Origin of the sequence: Cupriavidus respiraculi, assembly GCF_914271545.1 — a bacterium.
In the GTDB taxonomy this organism is placed as follows: Bacteria; Pseudomonadota; Gammaproteobacteria; order Burkholderiales; family Burkholderiaceae; genus Cupriavidus; species Cupriavidus respiraculi.
This window is the reverse complement of the sequence record NZ_CAJZAH010000001.1, coordinates 1167509-1186696: the sequence shown is the minus strand read 5'-3', so window position 1 is coordinate 1186696 and position 19188 is coordinate 1167509. Positions and strand designations below refer to the sequence as shown.

12 protein-coding genes are annotated in these 19188 nt (G+C 66.4%); 9 read left to right on the top strand and 3 right to left on the bottom strand.

Annotated features, from left to right (window positions below; all coding sequences use genetic code 11):
• The first annotated feature begins 596 nt into the window (after positions 1-596).
• Positions 597-782 carry a hypothetical protein gene (locus LDO27_RS05285; protein ID WP_222204945.1) on the top strand — a complete coding sequence of 62 codons (186 nt, stop codon included), beginning with the start codon at positions 597-599 and terminating at the stop codon, positions 780-782.
• Between the two features lie 175 nt (positions 783-957).
• Here the strand turns inward: LDO27_RS05285 and LDO27_RS05280 are convergent, their stop codons facing one another.
• Complete coding sequence (locus LDO27_RS05280) at positions 958-2577, bottom strand: glucan biosynthesis protein (RefSeq protein ID WP_222204947.1); 1620 nt, start codon at positions 2575-2577, stop codon at positions 958-960.
• A 236-nt stretch (positions 2578-2813) separates the two neighbouring features.
• Here LDO27_RS05280 and LDO27_RS05275 point away from each other — a divergent pair, with 236 nt between their 5' ends.
• Both LDO27_RS05275 and LDO27_RS05270 read left to right on the top strand, forming a co-directional pair.
• Positions 2814-3788 carry a 2-dehydropantoate 2-reductase gene (locus LDO27_RS05275; protein WP_222204949.1) on the top strand — a complete coding sequence of 325 codons (975 nt, stop codon included), beginning with the start codon at positions 2814-2816 and terminating at the stop codon, positions 3786-3788.
• Between the two features lie 153 nt (positions 3789-3941).
• Positions 3942-4703 (top strand): GntR family transcriptional regulator, encoded by a 762-nt coding sequence (locus LDO27_RS05270; RefSeq protein WP_224040138.1) that lies wholly within the window; start codon positions 3942-3944, stop codon positions 4701-4703.
• Positions 4704-4787: 84 nt separating this feature from the next.
• Here LDO27_RS05270 and sucD read toward each other — a convergent pair whose 3' ends face one another.
• Together sucD and sucC are read right to left on the bottom strand one after the other, a co-directional pair.
• Positions 4788-5672, bottom strand: coding sequence for a succinate--CoA ligase subunit alpha (gene sucD, locus LDO27_RS05265; RefSeq protein ID WP_224040136.1), 885 nt, complete (start codon positions 5670-5672; stop codon positions 4788-4790).
• Position 5673: 1 nt separating this feature from the next.
• Complete coding sequence (gene sucC, locus LDO27_RS05260; RefSeq protein WP_224040134.1) at positions 5674-6870, bottom strand: ADP-forming succinate--CoA ligase subunit beta; 1197 nt, start codon at positions 6868-6870, stop codon at positions 5674-5676.
• 424 nt (positions 6871-7294) lie between these two features.
• Between sucC and LDO27_RS05255 the strand changes: the two genes are divergently transcribed.
• The 6 genes from LDO27_RS05255 to LDO27_RS05230 all read left to right on the top strand — a co-directional run bounded on the left by LDO27_RS05255 (position 7295) and on the right by LDO27_RS05230 (position 19154).
• A complete protein-coding gene (locus LDO27_RS05255; RefSeq protein ID WP_224040133.1) occupies positions 7295-9049 on the top strand; it encodes a thiamine pyrophosphate-binding protein in 1755 nt (584 codons plus the stop codon).
• 43 nt (positions 9050-9092) lie between these two features.
• Positions 9093-10322 (top strand): formyl-CoA transferase, encoded by a 1230-nt coding sequence (frc, locus tag LDO27_RS05250; RefSeq protein ID WP_222204962.1) that lies wholly within the window; start codon positions 9093-9095, stop codon positions 10320-10322.
• 113 nt (positions 10323-10435) lie between these two features.
• A complete protein-coding gene (locus LDO27_RS05245; RefSeq protein ID WP_224040132.1) occupies positions 10436-12565 on the top strand; it encodes an acetate--CoA ligase family protein in 2130 nt (709 codons plus the stop codon).
• 127 nt (positions 12566-12692) lie between these two features.
• Positions 12693-13466 (top strand): fumarylacetoacetate hydrolase family protein, encoded by a 774-nt coding sequence (locus LDO27_RS05240; RefSeq protein WP_224040131.1) that lies wholly within the window; start codon positions 12693-12695, stop codon positions 13464-13466.
• 570 nt (positions 13467-14036) lie between these two features.
• On the top strand, positions 14037-17918 hold the full coding sequence (locus LDO27_RS05235; protein WP_224040130.1) for an autotransporter family protein: 3882 nt from the start codon (positions 14037-14039) through the stop codon (positions 17916-17918).
• A 270-nt stretch (positions 17919-18188) separates the two neighbouring features.
• Positions 18189-19154, top strand: coding sequence for a GlxA family transcriptional regulator (locus LDO27_RS05230; RefSeq protein ID WP_224040129.1), 966 nt, complete (start codon positions 18189-18191; stop codon positions 19152-19154).
• Positions 19155-19188: the final 34 nt, after the last annotated feature.

The following is a 19188-nucleotide window of genomic DNA, read 5'->3' as shown; positions in this document are numbered from 1 at the left end:
TGACGGCATTGCACTGCGCCGGGGATAGCGAGGGGCGTAACGGCGAACACGGTTCGAGGTGTCGCGCCTGCGCAGCCCTATGCGCCATGGTCCGGCATGAAATCCGCCGCTTCGAGCTTGTGTATCCGAGGGAGAGTTCGACGGCCTTCTTCTGCGGCGCGGTTGCCCTGCCCGCACGTGCCGTCTGCCTTGCAGTCTATAGAGTGCTCTTTCAAAACCTGCGCAAAGTGAACCTGACTTTTGGTTTTGCGGAGTTTTGAGACTTGCCTAATTGTTTGGGCTTGTTGTAAGCGCTGGCTTGTTGCCGGAGGACATGGCCGGTCGCCCCGCTGCGGGATCGCCGGCTCGGCATGGCGGCTTCCTTCGTCACGGTCCCGTCATGCAAGTGGATCATCGTGCGCATGCTGCACTGCAATCATGAAGTTATCGCGCTGTGCCGGCTCCGAACAGGCGCTCGCCCACGCGTCGCGACTTAGCGGCGACTCGGAGGCTGTTGCTTTCTTGCATACGTACTATTGCGTAATGCTGCGCCGCGACAATTCCTTTGCTACAATTCGGGAAAACCCCAAGAGGGTTATCCCTGAAGGAAGCACATCATGAATGCACAATCCGATATCAAGCTGACCGACCAACTCGAACGCGATCTGATCGACCGCGAACTCGGCACCCCGAACCTGGGCTTCGCCCACGACGTCAAGCGCGCGATCGCCGCCATCCAGGGCGTGCTGAGCCGCCTGCAAGCCGAAGCACGCAAGGCCCAGGTGGTCTACGCGAACGGCTGAATGATCGCCAGGTCTTTGAAGTAGCACGATATTCCGGGCAGCCGGTGCCGATGTGGCGCCGGACCTCGCATCGCCTGGAAGCAAAAAACCGGCGTGGTCGCTGAACAGGCGACCACGCCGGTTTTGTTTTGTGTCCGGCAGCCGCCCCCCGCGCGGGACGGTCGCCCTTTGAGCCTCAGCCTGCCACGATGCCGTTATCCCGGAATGGGTGGTACTGGTACAGCCACGTTTCGGACAGCGTCTTGCCGTTCAGGCGCAGGAACAGGCGGATATCGACCGGGTCCTTGCCGTCGACCGTGAGGTCGAACTGCGCGCGCCAGTGGCCGGGCACGTTGTTGGGTACGGCCTCGGTAAAGACATAAGAAAAGGTGCCGCGCGAGGCCGTCAGCACCGCCTCGGGCTTGGTGCCGAACGGCAGCTTTTCCAGCGGCGCGCCCTTGAACTCGACCATGAACTTGCGCACGCCGTTTGGCCGGGGCTGGCCGGGCTGGCCGCCCTTGCCCAGCCGCGTGGCGACACAGCGCGCCAGCGGCGTGGGGTAGGGCTCGTCCGCGAGCCAGTGCAGGCGGTAGCGCAGGCGATATTCGTTGCCCGCCTTGGCGGGCTCCTTGGGCACCCACATGGCGACGATGTTGTCGTGGATCTCGTCGTCGGTGGGGATCTCGATCAGCTGCACGGAGCCGGCCTTCCAGCCATCGCGCGGCTCCACCCAAAGGCTGGGGCGCTTGTCGTACAGCACGCCGTCCTGATAGTGGTCGAAGGCGCGGTCGCGCTGCAGCAGGCCGAAGCCGCGCGGATTCTCGTCGCCGAAGGCCGACGCCGTGGTCCGCGGCGGGTTGTTCAGCGGGCGCCAGATCCGTTCGCCGCCGCCGGTCCACAGCGCCAGGCCGTCCGAGTCATGCACTTCGGGCCGCCAGTCCACGCCCGTGGACTTGACCGACTCCGAGAACCAGAACATCGAGGTCAGGGGCGCCACGCCCAGCCGCGCCACGTCCTTGCGCAGGAACAGCGCGCAGTCGATGTCCATGATGACGCCCTTGCCGCGCTCCATCACGAAGCGGAAGGCGCCGCTGATGCTGGGGCCGTCGAGCAGCGCATACACCGTGACCGAATTGCTCTTGGGCTCGGGGGCCTCGAAATAGAAGTGCGTGAAGATCGGAAACTCCTCCGGCTTTCCGGCTTCGGCCACGTCGATGGCGATGCCGCGCGCGGACAGGCCGTACTGGTACAGCTCGCCGATGGCGCGGAAGTACGAGGCACCGAGGAACGCCACCCAGTCGTTCTTCTTCCAGTCCAGCGCCTTCTGGTCGCCGAGCCGGCTTTCCTGGAAGCGAAAGCCCGCGAAGCCGCTGCCGCGCGGCAGCTTGCGGGCCGGGCTGTCGGCCGGCATGTCGAAATAGGACTCGTCGTAGACGATCTCCCGCGCGGTGGCACCGCTCTTGCCCGCGTCGATCACATGCATGCGCACCGGTACGCGGAAAAACGTGCCCAGATGGAAAAAGGTCACCGGAAACTGGCCCGGGCCCTCAGCAAAGAGGGCGTCGCTGGTGTTGAAGCGGATCTTGCCGTGGGCTTCGTAATCGATCTTGTCGAGGATGGCGCCCGGCGGCGAGGGCGGCACGACGTAGGGCTGGCTGGCCAGTGTCTTGGCGCGGGCGATCAGGGTGTCGTAGCTGAACGGGCGTCCTTCTCCCAGCTTGATGCGGCTTGCGGCCAGTGCGGACGGCGTGATGCCCAGGGCGGCAAGAGCGGCGGAGGCCGTGGCGGAAAGGAGGAGAGTACGGCGATTCATCATCGGCAGGCAGGTCCTTGGCGCAACGCGCGAAATGGGAAGTCGCTTAGAAGACGCGCCGGGTCCAAAAGTTCGCGAGGGCCCGGGCTGGCATGGAGCAGGCGACATAGTAGCCGACGATGCCGCGCCATCGGCCGGCTTAGGCCGCACGGCGGAGGCGCGAGATTGAGGTTGCGTTTCCTCGACTGGAATATAGTATGTGATATATCAATAAAACCATGCAGTGAGGAGACATCTCTATGAAAGTCTGCATCTACGGCGCCGGCGCGATCGGCGGATACATCGGGGCGCAACTGGCGCGCGCTGGGGCGGAAGTTAGCTTTGTCGCCCGTGGCCCGCATCTGGCGGCCATGCGCGAACGGGGCGTGACCCTGCAGATCAACGGCGAAGAGCGCGTCCAGAAGGTGCGCTGCACCAGCGACCCGGCCGAACTCGGCCCGCAGGACTATGTGTTCATTACCCTGAAGGCGCATTCGGTGCCCGGCGTCGTCGATCTGATGCAGCCGCTGCTGGGGCCGGACACCGCCGTGGTCACCGGCGTCAACGGCATTCCCTACTGGTACTTCCACAAGCATGGCGGAGAGTTCGCCGGCACCACGCTGGAGAGCGTGGATCCGGGCGGCCGCCAGTGGCGCGGCATCGGGCCGGAGCGCGCGATCGGCTGCGTGCTGTACCCCGCCGCCGAGATCGTCGCGCCGGGCGTGATCCGGCATGTCTACGGGAACAAGTTTCCGCTGGGCGAGCCCGATGGCACCCGCTCCCAGCGCGTGCGGCACCTGAGCGAGATGATGGAAGCGGCCGAGCTCGACGCGCCGATCCGCGACGATATCCGCAACGAGATCTGGCTCAAGCTGTGGGGCAATCTGTGCTTCAACCCGATCAGCGCGCTGACGCATGCCACGCTGGACGTCATTACCTCCGACCCCGGCACGCGCGCGCTGTCGCGCAGCATGATGCTGGAGGCGAAGGACATCGCCGAGCGTTTCGGCGTCCATTTCCGGGTCGACGTGGAGCGGCGCATCAATGGAGCGGGCGCGGTGGGGGCGCACAAGACCTCCATGCTGCAGGACCTTGAGGCCGGCCGCGCGATGGAGATCGATCCCTTGTTGACGGTGGTCCAGGAGATGGGCCGGCTCGTGGGGCAGCCCACGCCCATGATCGACGCCGTGCTGTCGCTGATCAAGCAGCGGGAAAGAATGGCACAGGCCGCATAAACCGGCCGTTGCCAGCCGGGCCCAATGCCGGCGGCCCGGCCGCGCGCGCTTCGTTCCATCCACACGGCTTGTTGTGATATACCTTATATGAAAGACGGGGCAGGCTGCCGGGCCTGGGCGGCCCGCCTGGCCGACGTCCCAACGAGTAAATACATGTCAGTGCAAAGCCAATCCGAGCTGTCTCCTGTGCCCCCCGTTCCCGCCATTCCATCTCCGCCCGATGTCTCGGCCGGACTGGCGCTGTCCCTGCAACCGATCAACGCTGGCGCCAGCCTGCGCGATCAGGCGTATGCGATGCTGCGCCAGGCCATTGCGGACGCCGATATCTACCAATCGCGCGAGGAAATCAGGCTGGACGAGCGGGTATTGAGCGAGGCGCTGGGCGTGAGCCGCACGCCGATCCGCGAGGCCATGACGCTGCTGGAGCAGGAGGGGTTTCTGCGCACCGTGCCGCGGCGCGGCATCTACATCATGCGCAAGTCCAAGCGCGAGATCGTCGAGATGATCCAGATGTGGGCCGCCCTGGAGAGCATGGCCGCGCGGCTGGCCACGGTGAATGCCACCGACGAGGAGATCGCCCGGCTGCGGCATATGTTCGACAGCTTCCGCGACACCACGCCGGCCGAGCATATCGAGGAGTACTCCGACGCCAATATCGCGTTCCATCAGGCGATCGTGCAACTGTCGAAGTCGCAGATCATCATGGACACGATCCGCAATATCTTCATTCACGTGCGCGCGATCCGGAAGATGACCATTTCGCAGAGCGACCGCGCCTCCCGCTCCATCGTCGACCATCTGCGCATCATCGAGGCACTGGAGCAGCGCGATACCGAACTGGCCGAGAAGCTCGTGCGCCAGCACTCGCTGGACCTGGCGGACTACGTGCAGAAGCATTGCGACTTCCTCGACTGATCCACGCGCCCACGGCCCTGCGAAAGAAAAACGGCGGACGATCCGCCGTTTTTCTTTTGGGCTCCGAAAACGCCCCTGGGACCGCTACACCCGGGCGCCGGCCATGGCGCGCGCCATGGTCTCGCCCAGCTCCGCCGGCGAGCGCGAGACATGGATGCCCGCCTCGCGCATCGCCGCGATCTTCGCCTCGGCCGTGCCCGTGCCGCCGGAGATGATCGCGCCCGCATGGCCCATGCGCCGTCCCGGCGGCGCGGTCGTGCCCGCGATAAAGCCCACCACGGGTTTGCCGGTGCCGCTGTCCTTCAGGAACTGCGCCGCCTCTTCCTCCGCCGAGCCGCCGATCTCGCCGATCATGATGATGCCCTCGGTCTGGTCGTCGGCCAGGAACATCTCGAGGCAGTCGATGAAGTTGGTGCCATTGACCGGATCGCCGCCGATGCCGATGCAGGTCGATTGCCCAAGCCCGGCCGCGGTGGTCTGCGCCACTGCCTCGTAGGTGAGGGTGCCCGAGCGCGAGACGATGCCGATATTGCCGGGCCGGTGGATATGGCCCGGCATGATGCCGATCTTGCACTGCCCCGGCGTGATGACGCCCGGGCAGTTGGGCCCGACCAGCCGCGTGCGCGAGCCGTTCAGCGCGCGCTTGACCCGCACCATGTCCATCACCGGAATGCCTTCGGTGATGCAGACCACCAGGCCCACGCCGGCATCGACGGCCTCGAGGATGGCATCGGCCGCGAACGGGGGCGGCACGTAGATGACGGAGGCGTCCGCGCCGGTATGGTCCACCGCGGCGGCCACCGTGTCGAACACCGGCAGCCCGAGATGGGTCTCGCCGCCCTTGCCCGGAGTCACGCCGCCGACCATGCGCGTGCCGTAGGCCAGGGCCTGCTCGGAATGGAAGGTGCCCTGGGCACCGGTGAAGCCCTGGCAGATCACCCGGGTATTGCTGTCGATCAGGACGGCCATGTCATTTGTCTCCGTGGACGGCCTTCACCACCTTCTCGGCGGCCTCGGCGAGGTTGCTGGCGGAAAGGATGGGCAGCCCGGAATCGCGCAGGATGGCCTTGCCCAGCTCCACGTTGGTGCCTTCGAGCCGCACCACCAGCGGCACGGTCAGGTCGACCTCGCGCGCGGCCGCGACCACCCCCTCGGCGATCACGTCGCAGCGCATGATGCCGCCGAAGATATTGACCAGGATGCCGCGCACGTTCGGATCGCTCAGGATCAGGCGGAACGCCGTGGTCACGCGCTCGCGCGTGGCGCCGCCGCCCACGTCCAGGAAGTTGGCGGGCTCGCCGCCATAGAGCTTGATGATGTCCATGGTCGCCATGGCCAGCCCCGCGCCATTGACCATGCAGCCGATATTGCCGTCCAGCTTCACGTAGTTCAGCCCGTGTCTGGCCGCCTCGGACTCGGAGGGATCTTCCTCTGCCTCGTCGCGCATGGCCTCGATGTCCGGATGCCGGAACAGGGCGTTGTCGTCGAAGTTGAACTTCGCATCGAGGGCGACCATCTCGCCCTCGCGCGTGACGACCAGCGGGTTGATCTCGACGATCGACGCGTCCAGTTCGGTGAACGCGCGATAGGCCGCCAGGATGAAGCGCGTGGCCGCGCCCACCTGCTTGCCGCTCAGGCCCAGGCCGAACGCGAGCCGGCGCGCGTGAAACGGCTGGATGCCCGTGGCCGGATCGATCGCCACCTTGAGGATCTTCTCCGGGGCGCGCGCGGCCACCTCTTCGATATCCATGCCGCCTTCGGTCGAGGCCATCACCGTGATGCGCGAGGTGGCCCGGTCGATGAGCATGCCCAGGTACAGCTCGCGCGCGATATCGCAGCCTTCCTCGATATACAGGCGCTGCACCTTGCGGCCCGCCTCGCCGGTCTGCTTGGTCACCAGCACCGCGCCCAGCATCTGGCGGGCCTGTGCTGTGACATCGTCCACCGATTTGACGACGCGCACGCCGCCCTTGCCGTTGGGATCGTCGGCGAAGCGCCCCGCGCCGCGGCCGCCGGCGTGGATCTGCGACTTCACGACCCAGATGGGTCCTCCCAGCTTGCGGGCCGCGATGCCGGCGTCCTCGGGCGTAAAGGCCAGCGCGCCGCGCGGCACCGGCACGTCGTACCGGCGCAGCAGTTCCTTGGCTTGATATTCGTGGATGTTCACAGTCTCCTCGCTTCGGTAGTGCGCCTGTTCTCAGCGCGGGTCCGCGTTGGCGCTGAGAAATATCGTATGTGATATATCACGGCATTCCAAGGGGAACTCGTTAGGCCGTTGAGATGAAATCCCGGCGCTTGTGAGCGGTCCGACTGAATCGAGCGTTTTTCAGAAACAGCGCTCATCGTCATGGAACGTGCAGCCAATATTGCTGCAACGCCGCGTCGAAATACGCCCTACCAATACCATTTTCTCCTTGTTCTTCTCTGATATATCACATACGGTATGTCATCAAGATCGTGCTAAATGATCCCCGGACGTCGCAAGACGGTAGTGCCGCCCGACCGGGCGAAAAGACAGCGACAAGGTGCAATGCCGGGCCGACAGGGCCCGCAATCCGCCATCGCCCACAAGTCAACGAGGAGACCAAGACATGTCTGCAGTCGTATCCCTGCGGTCCGAATCGACCACGGCCGAAGACACCCTGAAACAGAAGACCCGGGAGGCCGGCGTCGTATCCGGCGGCCATCTGGTGGCGCGTGCCCTGAAGAACGAAGGCGTGGACACCATCTTCACGCTCTGCGGCGGGCACATCATCGATATCTACGACGGCTGCGTGGACGAGGGCATCCGCATCATCGACGTGCGCCACGAGCAGGTCGCGGCGCACGCCGCGGACGGCTATGCCCGCCAGACCGGCAAACTGGGATGCGTGGTGACCACCGCAGGTCCGGGCTGCACGAACGCGGTCACCGGCGTGGCGACCGCCTTCCGCTCGGAAAGCCCCGTGCTGCATATCGGCGGGCAGGGCGCGCTGACCCAGCACAAGATGGGCTCGCTGCAGGACCTTCCCCACGTGGACATGATGGCCCCGATCACCAAGTTCGCCGCCAGCATCCCCAGCACCGAGCGCGTGGCCGACATGATCTCGATGGCCGCGCGCGAATGCTTCAACGGCGCGCCGGGACCTGCCTACCTCGAGATTCCGCGCGACGTGCTCGACCGTGAAGTGGACCTGTCCCGCGCGGTGATTCCGACTCCCGGCCGCTATCGCGCCTCGACGCGCTCCATCGGCGATCCGCGCGACATCGAGAAGCTCGCGGACATCCTGGTCAACGCCGAGCGTCCGGCCATCCTCTACGGCCAGCAAGTCTGGACCGCGCGTGGCCACGAGGAAGCCATCGCGCTGCTGCGCGGGCTCGATATCCCCGGCTACTTCAACGGCGCGAGCCGCGGGCTGCTGCCACCGGGCGATCCGCACCATTTCGATCGCACCCGTTCGCAGGCGTTTTCCAATGCGGACGTGCTGATCATCGTCGGCACGCCGTTCGACTTCCGCATGGGCTACGGCAAGCGCATCAACAAGGAACTGACGCTGGTGCAGATCGATATGGATTACCGCACCGTCGGCAAGAACCGCGACATCGACCTCGGTCTGGTGGGCGACCCGGGCGCGATCCTCGGCGCGGTGCTGCAGGCCGCCAGCGGCCGCATCAAGAACGACAAGCGCCAGGCGCGCAAGCAGTGGATGGGCAAGCTCACCGAGGCGGAGGCCGTCGCCACCGAGAAGCTGATGCCGCTGTTCAAGTCGGACAACACGCCGATCCATCCCTACCGCGTGGCCTATGAGCTCAACGAGTTCCTGTCGGACGACACCGTCTATATCGGCGACGGCGGGGACGTGGTGACCATCTCCGCGCAGGCGGTGCGTCCGCGTCGTCCCGGCCAGTGGATGGACCCGGGTGCGCTCGGGTCGTTGGGTGTCGGCACGGGCTTTGCCATCGCGGCGGGCCTGGCCAATCCCGGCAAGGAAATCCTCTGCTACTACGGCGACGGCTCCTTCGGCATGACGGCCTTCGACATGGAGTCGGCCAACCGCTTCGGCGTGCCCTATCTCGCCGTGATCGGCAACAACTCGGCGATGAACCAGATCCGCTACGGCCAGCTGGCGAAGTACGGCGACGAGCGCGGCAACGTGGGGAACCTGCTGTCGGACGTGCCGTTCAGCAAGTTCGCCGAGATGCTGGGCGGCTACGGCGAGGAAGTGCGCGACCCCAAGGACATCGCCGCGGCCCTGCAGCGCGGCCGCGAATCGATCCAGCGCACCGGCAAGTCCGCGGTCATCAACATCTGGGTCGATCCGCGCGAGTACGCGCCTGGCACCAAGAACCAGACCATGTACAAGTAATCACCCATCCCACAAAGATCGACGAGGGCGAGGAGACAACGCCATGAGCAAAGCACTGGAAGGTGTGCGCATTCTCGATATGACGCATGTGCAGGCAGGCCCGTCGGCCACGCAGTTGATGGCGTGGCTGGGCGCGGATGTCATCAAGGTGGAGCTGCCGGGGCGGGGGGACATCACGCGAAGCCAGCTGCGGGATGTGCCCAACGCGGACAGCCTGTACTTCACCATGCTGAACTCCAACAAGCGCAGCCTGACGCTGAACATGAAGACGGCCGAGGGCAAGGCCGTGCTGGAGGAACTGGTCGCCAGATGCGACGTGCTGGTCGAGAACTTCGGCCCCGGCGTGCTCGACCGCGCGGGCTTCGACTGGGATCGCCTGCAGACGATCAACCCGCGCCTGATCTATTCCTCCATCAAGGGCTTCGGTCCCGGCCCGTACGCGGACTGCAAGGCCTACGAGAACGTCGCGCAATGCATGGGCGGCTCCGCGTCGACGACCGGCTTCGCCGACGGCACGCCCACCGTGACGGGCGCGCAGATCGGCGATTCGGGCACCGGCGTGCACTGCGTGGTCGGCATCCTGGCCGCGCTGCTGCACCGGGAGAAGACAGGCCGCGGCCAGCGCGTCGAGGTGGCGATGCAGGACTCGGTGCTGAACCTGTGCCGCGTCAAGCTGCGCGACCAGCAGCGACTGGCGGCGGGACCGCTGCGCGAGTATCCCAACAAGGAGTTCGGCGACTTCGTGCCGCGCGCGGGCAATGCCTCGGGCGGCGGCCAGCCCGGCGCCGCGCTGCGCTGCGCCCCCGGTGGCCCCAATGACTACGTCTACGTCATCGTCCAGCCGCAGGGCTGGGAGCCGCTGATGCGCCTGTGCGGCCGCGAGGACCTGATCACCCACGAGCAGTTCGCCACGCCCGAGGCGCGCCTCAAATGCCTGGAGGAATGCTTCTCCATCATCGAGAAGTGGACGCGCACGATGGGCAAGCTCGAAGTGATGCAGGCCCTGAACGAGGTCGATGTGCCGTGTGGCCCGATCCTCTCGATGAAGGACCTGATCGAGGACCAGTCGATGTACGACCGCGGCTACCTGGTCGAGCTGGATCATCCCGAGCGCGGGCGCTATGTGCAGTTGGGCTGCCCGATCAATCTGTCGGCCTCGCCGGTGGAGGTCGAGCGCTCGCCGCTGCTGGGCGAGCACACGCGCGACATCCTCGAATGGCTGGGCCGCACGCCGGCGCAGATCGAGGCGCTGCGCGCCGCCGGCGCGGTCTGATACGGCGCACGCCGCCGCTTGCACGTTTTTTCCGGTGAAGTCTGCGGGCCCCCGCGCCCTCGCGCGCGGCGGGCCAGCCCCAATGCATTCCACGAATCTGATGGAGGCCTGACATGGCACACAACAAGGACGCGGTGCGGAAGATCCTCGCCGCCGTAAAGGAAGAAGGACGCAGCGCGCTGACCGCGCCCGAGGGCAAGCTGGTGTGCGATGCGTATGGCATCGCGGTGCCGGGCGAGGGCGTGGCCAAGAGTCCGAGCAATGCGGTGGAGCTGGCCACGCAGATGGGCTTCCCGGTGGTGATGAAGATCGTCTCGCCGGAGATCCTGCACAAGACCGAGGCCGGCGGCGTGCTGGTGGGCCTGAAGACCGAAGCCGACGTGGAGGCCGGCTACCGGACCATCGTCGAGAACGCCAAGAAGTACGACCCCAACGCCAACATCCTCGGCGTGCAGGTCCAGCAGATGATCGGCGGCGGACAGGAAGTCATCATCGGCGCCGTCACCGATCCGTCGTTCGGCAAGCTGGTGGCTTTCGGCCTGGGCGGCGTGCTGGTCGAGGTGCTCAAGGACATTACGTTCCGCCTGGCCCCGGCCTCGCAGGAAGACGCGCTGTCGATGCTCGACGGCATCGCCGCGGCCGACATCCTCAAGGGCGTGCGTGGCGCGGACCCGGTGAACCGGGAGGCGCTGGCCAGCATGATCCAGCGGGTGTCCGAGCTGATCTCCGACTTCCCGGAAATCTCCGAGCTGGACCTGAACCCCGTGTTCGCCAGCAAGGACGGCGCGATCGCCGCCGACGTGCGCATCGTGGTGGATTTCGCCGCGCAGCCCGAGCGCTATCGGCCGAGCCAGGAAGAGATCGTCACGCAGATGAACCGCATCATGCGCCCCGACACGGTCGCGGTGATCGGCGCCTCGGCCGAGGACGGCAAGATCGGCAATTCCGTGATGAAGAACCTGATCAACGGCGGCTACCAGGGACAGATCTTTCCGATCCACCCCAAGGCCGGCGAGATCATGGGCATGACCGCCTACAAGAGCGTGCTGGACGTGCCGGGCAACGTCGACGTGGCCGTGTTCGCGATTCCCGCCAAGCTGGTGGCGCAGGCGCTGGAAGAGGTGGGCCGCAAGGGCATTCCCGGTGCGGTGCTGATCCCGTCGGGCTTCGCCGAGACGGGCAACGTGGAAGGGCAGGAAGAAATCGTCGCCATCGCCCGCAAGCACAATATCCGGCTGATGGGCCCGAACATCTACGGCTTCTACTACACGCCCAAGAACCTGTGCGCCACGTTCTGCACGCCTTATGACGTCAAGGGCAAGGCCGCGCTGTCGTCGCAGTCGGGCGGCATCGGCATGGCCATCATTGGCTTCTCGCGCTCCGCCAAGATGGGCGTTTCCGCCATCGTCGGCCTGGGCAACAAGTCCGATATCGACGAAGACGATCTGCTCACCTTCTTCGAGCAGGACGAGAACACCGAGATCATCGCCCAGCATTGCGAGGACCTGAAGGACGGCCGCGCCTTCGCGGAAGCCGCGCGGCGCGTCTCCAAGGTCAAGCCGGTGGTGGTGCTCAAGGCCGGCCGTACCAGCCTCGGCGCGCGCGCCGCAAGCTCGCACACCGGCGCGCTGGCGGGCAACGACCGCATCTACGAAGACGTGTTCAAGCAGTGCGGCGTGATCCGCGCGCGCTCGCTGCGCGACCTGCTTGAATATGCGCGCGGCATTCCGAAGCTGCCCACGCCCAAGGGCGAGAACGTGGTGATCATCACCGGCGCCGGCGGCTCGGGCGTGTTGCTGTCGGACGCCTGCGTCGACAACGGCCTGTCGCTGATGACCATGCCCGAAGACCTTGACGCCGCCTTCCGCAAGTTCATCCCCCCGTTCGGCGCCGCCGGCAACCCCGTGGACATCACCGGCGGCGAGCCGCCGTCGACCTACAAGAACACGCTGCGGCTGGGCATGGAGGATCCGCGCATCCACGCGATCATCCTCGGCTACTGGCACACCATCATCACCCCGCCGATGGTCTTCGCGCAGCTCGTGATCGAGGTCAAGGAAGAGATGGCCGCGCGCGGCATCGAGAAGCCCATCGTCGCCTCGCTTGCGGGCGACGTACAGGTGGAGGAAGCCGCGGAACACCTGTACGCGAACGGCGTGCCGGCCTACGCATACTCCACCGAAATCCCGGTGGCGGTGCTGGGCGCCAAGTACAAGTGGGCGCGGGGAGCCGGCAAGATCTGAAGGCGGCATAGCGATCGCCACGACTGAAAAGGGGAGGGGACACGGGCGCGGCCAGTGCCCGTGTCCGTCCGAGAGATCACGAGGCCAGCCGCAAGACGCGGCCCTCGTGCGAAGGGGGAGAACAACCGTGCAGACCTGGATTCGCTACCTGGGAGCCGACGGGCGCGCGCGCTTCGGCCAGATCGACGGCAAGCGCGTGGTGGAATACGACGGCCCGGGCTACGAGGACCCGAGCCCCACGGGCGCCACGCATGCGCGCGAAGGGCTGCAACTGCTAAGCCCGTGCCAGCCGGCCAAGATCGTCGCGCTGTGGAACAACTTCCACGCGCTCGCCCGCAAGCTCGAAAAGCCCGTGCCGCTGCATCCGCTGTTCCTGATCAAGCCCGCGACCTCGCTCGCCGGGCCCGGCGACGCCATCGAACGCCCCAAGAGCTACGGCGGCAAGATCGTCTACGAGGGCGAGCTCGGCATCGTCATCGGCCGCAAGAGCCGCAACGTACCGGTCGGCGAGGCCGCCAGCCATATCTTCGGCTACACCATCGTCAACGACGTGACCGCGGCGGAACTGATCGGCGAAGACCCGAATTTTCCGCAGTGGTGCCGCGCCAAGGGCTTCGACACCTTCGGCTGCCTGGGGCCGGCCATCGTTACCGAACTGGACTGGCCCAACGCCAGTGTGGTGACGCGGCTGGACGGGGTGGAGCGGCAGAACTATCCGTTGAGCGACATGATTTTCTCGCCCGAGGAGCAGGTCAGCCGGATTTCGCAGGACGTGACGTTGATGCCCGGGGATGTGATCGCGTGCGGGACGTCGTTGGGGGTGGGGTCGATGAAGGATGGGGCGGTGGTGGAGGTCACCATCGAGGCCATTGGGTCGCTGGTGAATCATGTGAGGGGGTGAGGAGCGTTTTCCGGCTCTCCGGGAGAGCTCATCGAGGTTCCAACGGAGAAAAGTACCGTAGGGGGGGCGCGCGATCGACTGGGCGGGATTCGCCTTTCGCCCAGTCAAGAACGTGGCCAATATCTCCATATCATTTCTCTACGTCGCATCCACTGTCAGCGCCATTTCCTTTTCATACCGCCCGTTTCCCGGGCGGTATGCGCTTGCGCGCCAGCCATATTGGATCGTGGCCAGTGCCATCATTCTCGATGGCGGCTGGAAGCGGGCGTCCCAATAAGCGATTCGGGTTGTCGCCTCTCGCTCTGGACTCGTTGTCGGCGCTATAGATTTGCGCATCCCCGAGCCAATATCGCCAAGCCCGGCCCTGGCAATTGCCTCCGTTGTTTTAAGGCCAACCGTCCCCATCCCCGCATTTCCATCAATTCCGCTATTTGCGAGAATCCGATTCGGTAAGGCCGCCGGCGTCAAGTCGTCGGACATCCATAAGAAATGCGAACGTGAGCCATGGCACCAATGTGCCCCGGCCACCTGACAAAAAACGGGGCGTCGGCCAAGCCGGCAAGATAACGCATGAAAAAACACTCCAGGGTCACCGCCGGCGGGCAGCCGGGCCTGCGCGCCATTGCTCGCGCCGTTTCCATCCTCATGATCTCCGTAGCCACGCCGCTGGCGCAGGCCGCTGGCGGCAACGGCGGCGGTGGGGGCTTCGACTTCTATTTGCCCGGTGGTATCGGCGGCGTCTTCCCAGGCATGGCCGGCATGGATGGAAATCCGGTGCCCTATGGCGACGGCACGGGCGGCGGTGGCGGGGCACGCGGGGCGGCGGGGGGCAGAGGCGGGGTCATCGACGGCCAACCCATGCCCGTTCCCGGAGGGGGCACCGCGGGCGTCGGGCCCGGTGGACATGGAGGCAACGGCAGCAACGGCGTCTTCGATGACAACTTTTTCCAGAGCTCCGGCGGCGGCGGGGGCGGGGGCGGCGCGGATGGCGTGGTATTGGGCACCGCGCCGGTCACTATTTCAACTTACGTGCAAGGCGGCTTTGGCGGCAAGGGGGGCGATGGCGGCTTGGCTCCGACAGGTTTGCCGAACGACTATATGGGCGGCGGCGGTGGGGGCGGAGGGGGCGGGTACGGCCTGATCCACGGCGGCGGGGGGGCCATTGCGGTGGCAGGCGTCAGTGTGTTCGGCGGCTTGGGGGGCAATGGCGGGAACGGAGGGGGATCGAAAGACATTGCGGATACCGTGGGCGCCGGCGCGGGCGGTGACGGTGGCGTCGGCATGTCGGTGGGTAGCGCGACCACCGTGCATGTTGGCAGCGGAGCGCTGGTGTTCGGAGGCAACGGCGGCGCGGGTGGCCGCGGTGGAGACTTCGGCGTCTACTACTACGGGAGCAGGGGCGGCAATGGCGGTAAGGGCGGCAATGGCATGGAACTGGCCAACGGCTCGACGCTGATCAACGAAGGCATTGTCCGCGGCGGCCAGGGCGGCGTCGGCGGGGCTGGGGGGGTGAATGCGGACGCGTCCACCGTCGCCAATGGCACCGCCGGCAGCGGCGGCACCGGCGTGGTCGGCAGCAACCTGACCATCGTCAACAAAGGGATTATCTATTCGGGGGGCGCCGACGTTGCGGCCGTCCGGTTTACGGGTGGTACCAACCGTTTCGAACACTGGCGGGGCAGCAGCGTGGGCCCCATCGATGCCTACGGCACGAGCGACACATTCGTGCTGGCGGGGGACGACGGCCTCGACGGGTTCCTCGTGAGCCGCTTCGACGTGGGAGGCACCTACCGCGGTTTCGAGCATTTCGAGAAGATCGGCGGGTCGGTATGGACGCTGACAGGAACCACCTCCGCGACCACCAGCTGGCAGATCCATGGCGGCACGCTGGCGATTTCCACGGACGCCGGCCTCGGGGCGGCGGGCGGCACGCTCGGCCTCGATGGCGGCACGCTGCGAACCGGCGCGACACTGTCCACTGGACGCGCGACCACGCTGGGCACCGGCGGCGGCACCTTTGAAGTGACAAGCGGCGTATTTGCGCACAACGGCGTCATCGACGGCCCGGGCAGCTTGACGAAGACCGGGGCGGGAACGATGGAAGTAAACGGCGTGAACACCTTCGCCGGCGGCACCCACGTCAACGGCGGCATACTGGTCGCCAACGTGCCCGGCGCGCTGGGCAGCAGCGGCCCGATCAGCGCTGACGGCAGCGCGACGCTGCAGATGAAAGGCGGATTCGACCTGGGAGGGCGGCAGATCGAGAACCGCGGCGGCTACATCGAGTTGTATGACGCCGGCACGCTCGGCAATGCTCAGGTGACCAACTACGGCGGCTATACCTACCTGCTGGGCAGCAGTACGGCCGCCGATGCCACCATCGTCAACAGCGGCGGGATCATGTCGTTTCAGGACGGCAGCAGTGGCGGGAACAGCCATGTCACCACCCATAGTGGCAGCCTCACCGAATTCCGGGGCTGGAGCACGCCGGGCAATGCCGTGCTGGTTGCCAATGCGGGCGGCACGGTCGATTTCTCGGGCACGAACGGCCCCGCGTTCAACAACCGGCTGACGGCCGCTTCCATTGCCGGGGCCGGGCGCTTCCTGCTGGGCCGCAATCAATTGACCGTGGGCAGCGACAACAGCAGCACGACCGTCAGCGGCATGATCGAGGACGGTGGCCCGGGCGGCGGCACCGGTGGTGGGCTGGTCAAGATCGGTGCCGGCACGCTGACGCTCGCTGGGACCAACACCTATACCGGCGCCACGCAGGTGAACGGCGGCACGCTGGTCGTCAACGGCAGCGTGGCCGGCGCCGTGGACATCTACAGCGGCGCGACGCTGGCCGGCAACGGGAGTGTGGGCAGCACCGTGATCGCCGCGGGCGGCACGTTGGCGCCGGGCAATTCCATCGGCACGCTGACCGTGAACGGCGACCTGCGGCTCGACGCCGGCTCGACCTATCTGGTCGAGGCCGACCCGGACTCCAGCGCCAGCGACCGCGTGTTGGTCACCGGCACCGCCACACTGGGTGGCGCGGTGCTCCATGTGGGGCCGGAGGGCAATTTCGCATCAACGCGCCGCTACAGCATTCTCACTGCGGGCGCGATGCAGGGCCGCTTCGCCTCGGTGAGTTCTAACTACGCGTTTCTCGATCCGACCCTGACCTACGGCGCCAATGAAGTCACGCTGGCCCTGCAGCGCAAGCAGGTGGTCGACCCGGTGAGCCCGGCCGATCCGGGCACTGGCGGCGGGGACGGTGAAGGCAACGGTGGCACGGGAGGCGGTGTGGTGCGACCGATCCGGTTTGCGGATGCGGCCGTGACGAACAACCAGCGCGCAGTGGCCAACGCGCTGGAGTCGCTGCCCGACAGCAACGCGCTCCATGAAGCCATCGTGACGCTGCCGGCGGGTGCGCCGCCAGCGGTCTTCAACAGCCTGTCCGGCGAGGCGCATGCCAGCGTGACGAACGGACTGATGACGTTGGCGGGCGGCGCACGTGCCGTGCCGCTGACCCACCTGCGGGACAACCTGTCCGCGGGCCTGTTGCCCGGCGCGCCGATCGCCCAGCTCAACGGCCCGCTGCCCGCGGCCGCACTGCCGGTGTCGGCCGCCCAGCCGCTCTGGGTCGAAGTGCTAGGCAACTGGCAGACTTTCGACGGCGACGGCAACGCGGCGCGCGTGCGGCAGCAGGCCGGCGGCTTCTACCTCGGCGGCGACGGCGCGGTGGGGAACGGCTGGCGCATTGGCGGCGCATTCGGCTACGCCAACAGCACGCTGCGCGTCGACGACCGATCGTCGCGCGCCATTACCGACTCCTACAGCGCCACGCTGTATGGCGGCCGGGCCTTCGCATTTGGGGGTGGCAAGCTCAAATGGCTGTTCGGCACCGCCTACAGCTGGCACGACGCCGACACTGACCGCCAGGCCAGCCTGGGCAGCGGCATGGCGCAATCACTGAGCGCGAACTACCACGCGAGCACGGCGCAGGTCTTCACCGAGGCAAGTTTCGCCATGCCGGTCTCGGCGGCAACGCAGCTCGAGCCCTACGCCGGCGTGGCATGGAGCGATACGCGCACGCGCAGCTTCGCGGAGACTGGCGGCTCGGCGGCCCTGCACAGCCCCGGCGACCGCAACACGCTGACCACCACGACCCTGGGCCTGCGTAGCAGCACGCGCATCCAGCTTGGCGACACCGACGTGGCGTTCTACGCCGGGGCTGGCTGGCGCCATGCGTTTGGCGACGTCAATCCATCCACCACGCTGGCGTTCGATGGCAGCCAGCCATTCACCGTCACCGGCGCGCCCATCGCCCGCAACGCGGCCCTGGCGGAGCTGCGCGCCGATATCGCAATTTCTCGAACGGCGACGCTCGGGCTGCGATATACGGGGCAGCTTGGTGGCGGCAATCGGGACCACACGGGCACGGTTGGGGTGCGTTGGCGGTTTTAGCCAGGGGCGGCCCTGAACGGGATCGGGGAATACGCTTCCATTTCCGGGGACTGCGATGTGAATCTCGTGTTGATCCTCACGCAATGGCCGTTTGCCACAGCGCCTGCCGTCAATCGCCAGCCAGACGTATTCGCCGACTTTCCGGACATCTTGTCGGGATGTGATGAACGATACGTCCCGATTAGTTGACTCGGTTTATGCGTCGCGAATAGATTTGCTGTTGGTCTCGGGGAATGGACATCGAGACGCTGACGTAGAGAGAAAGAAGTGATGCGGCAAATTGGCTTGATACTGGAGAACGGATTCCAGGTCATCGGTCTCTCGGCGCTATCCGCGTTCGAGCTGGCCAATGCGGAGCTCGGAGAAGAGGGTTACCGCATGACGATCCTCTCCCAATACGGAGGGCTCGTCCATTCGACGATCGGCCTCGGAATCGTGACGACCGCGCTGGACACGATGCCTGACACGCTGATGGTCGCCGGAATTCGCGCGCCCGGGCCGCTCGATCCCGGCCTGAAGTCATATATCGGCAGAGCGGCCGGCGAGGCGCGCCGCGTCGCTGGCATTTGCACCGGTGCGTTCGTACTCGCCGAAGCGGGCGTGCTGGACGGTCGCACCGCGACGACCCATTGGCTGCACGCGCGACGCTTGCAGGAAACCTATCCTCAGGTGCGCGTCGACGAAGACCGGATCTTCGTGCAGGACGGCAATATCTGGACCTCGGCCGGCATGTCCGCGGCGATGGACCTCGCGCTGGCCCTCATCGAGAATGACCACGGCGCCGTGCTGGCGCGCAATGTCGCCCGACGGCTGGTGGTCTACTACCGCCGACCGGGCGGGCAATCGCAGTTCTCGGCGCTGCTGGAACTCGAGCCGCGCAGCGATCGCGTCAAACGCGCGCTGATCTACGCCAAGGAAAATCTGCGCAATGCCCTGACCGTGGAAGAACTCGCCGACGCCGCGCGGCTGTCGCCACGTCAGTTCAGCCGCGTGTTCCGCGAAGAGACCGGCCAGTCGCCCGCCAAGGCCGTCGAAATGCTGCGACTGGAAGCCGCGCGCGCCATGCTCGAGACCGGTCGTCATCCGATGGATACCGTCGCGCGCGACACCGGCTTCGCCGATCGCGATCGCATGCGCCGGGCCTTCGTGCGCGCGTACGGCGCTTCGCCCAGCAGCCTGCGCCGCAACGACACCGCCGACCAAGTTGACCTGCGATCCCCGTATATCGACGCTTGACGGGGTGTTCGCTATGCGCCGATGCCGATCCTCA

Coding starts and splice junctions, on each gene's coding strand:
- LDO27_RS05285 (WP_222204945.1), top strand. CDS start 597: ATGAATGCACAATCCGATATCAAGCTGACCGACCAACTCGAACGCGAT.
- LDO27_RS05280 (WP_222204947.1), bottom strand. CDS start 2,577: ATGATGAATCGCCGTACTCTCCTCCTTTCCGCCACGGCCTCCGCCGCT.
- LDO27_RS05275 (WP_222204949.1), top strand. CDS start 2,814: ATGAAAGTCTGCATCTACGGCGCCGGCGCGATCGGCGGATACATCGGG.
- LDO27_RS05270 (WP_224040138.1), top strand. CDS start 3,942: ATGTCAGTGCAAAGCCAATCCGAGCTGTCTCCTGTGCCCCCCGTTCCC.
- sucD (WP_224040136.1), bottom strand. CDS start 5,672: ATGGCCGTCCTGATCGACAGCAATACCCGGGTGATCTGCCAGGGCTTC.
- LDO27_RS05255 (WP_224040133.1), top strand. CDS start 7,295: ATGTCTGCAGTCGTATCCCTGCGGTCCGAATCGACCACGGCCGAAGAC.
- frc (WP_222204962.1), top strand. CDS start 9,093: ATGAGCAAAGCACTGGAAGGTGTGCGCATTCTCGATATGACGCATGTG.
- LDO27_RS05245 (WP_224040132.1), top strand. CDS start 10,436: ATGGCACACAACAAGGACGCGGTGCGGAAGATCCTCGCCGCCGTAAAG.
- LDO27_RS05235 (WP_224040130.1), top strand. CDS start 14,037: ATGAAAAAACACTCCAGGGTCACCGCCGGCGGGCAGCCGGGCCTGCGC.
- LDO27_RS05230 (WP_224040129.1), top strand. CDS start 18,189: ATGCGGCAAATTGGCTTGATACTGGAGAACGGATTCCAGGTCATCGGT.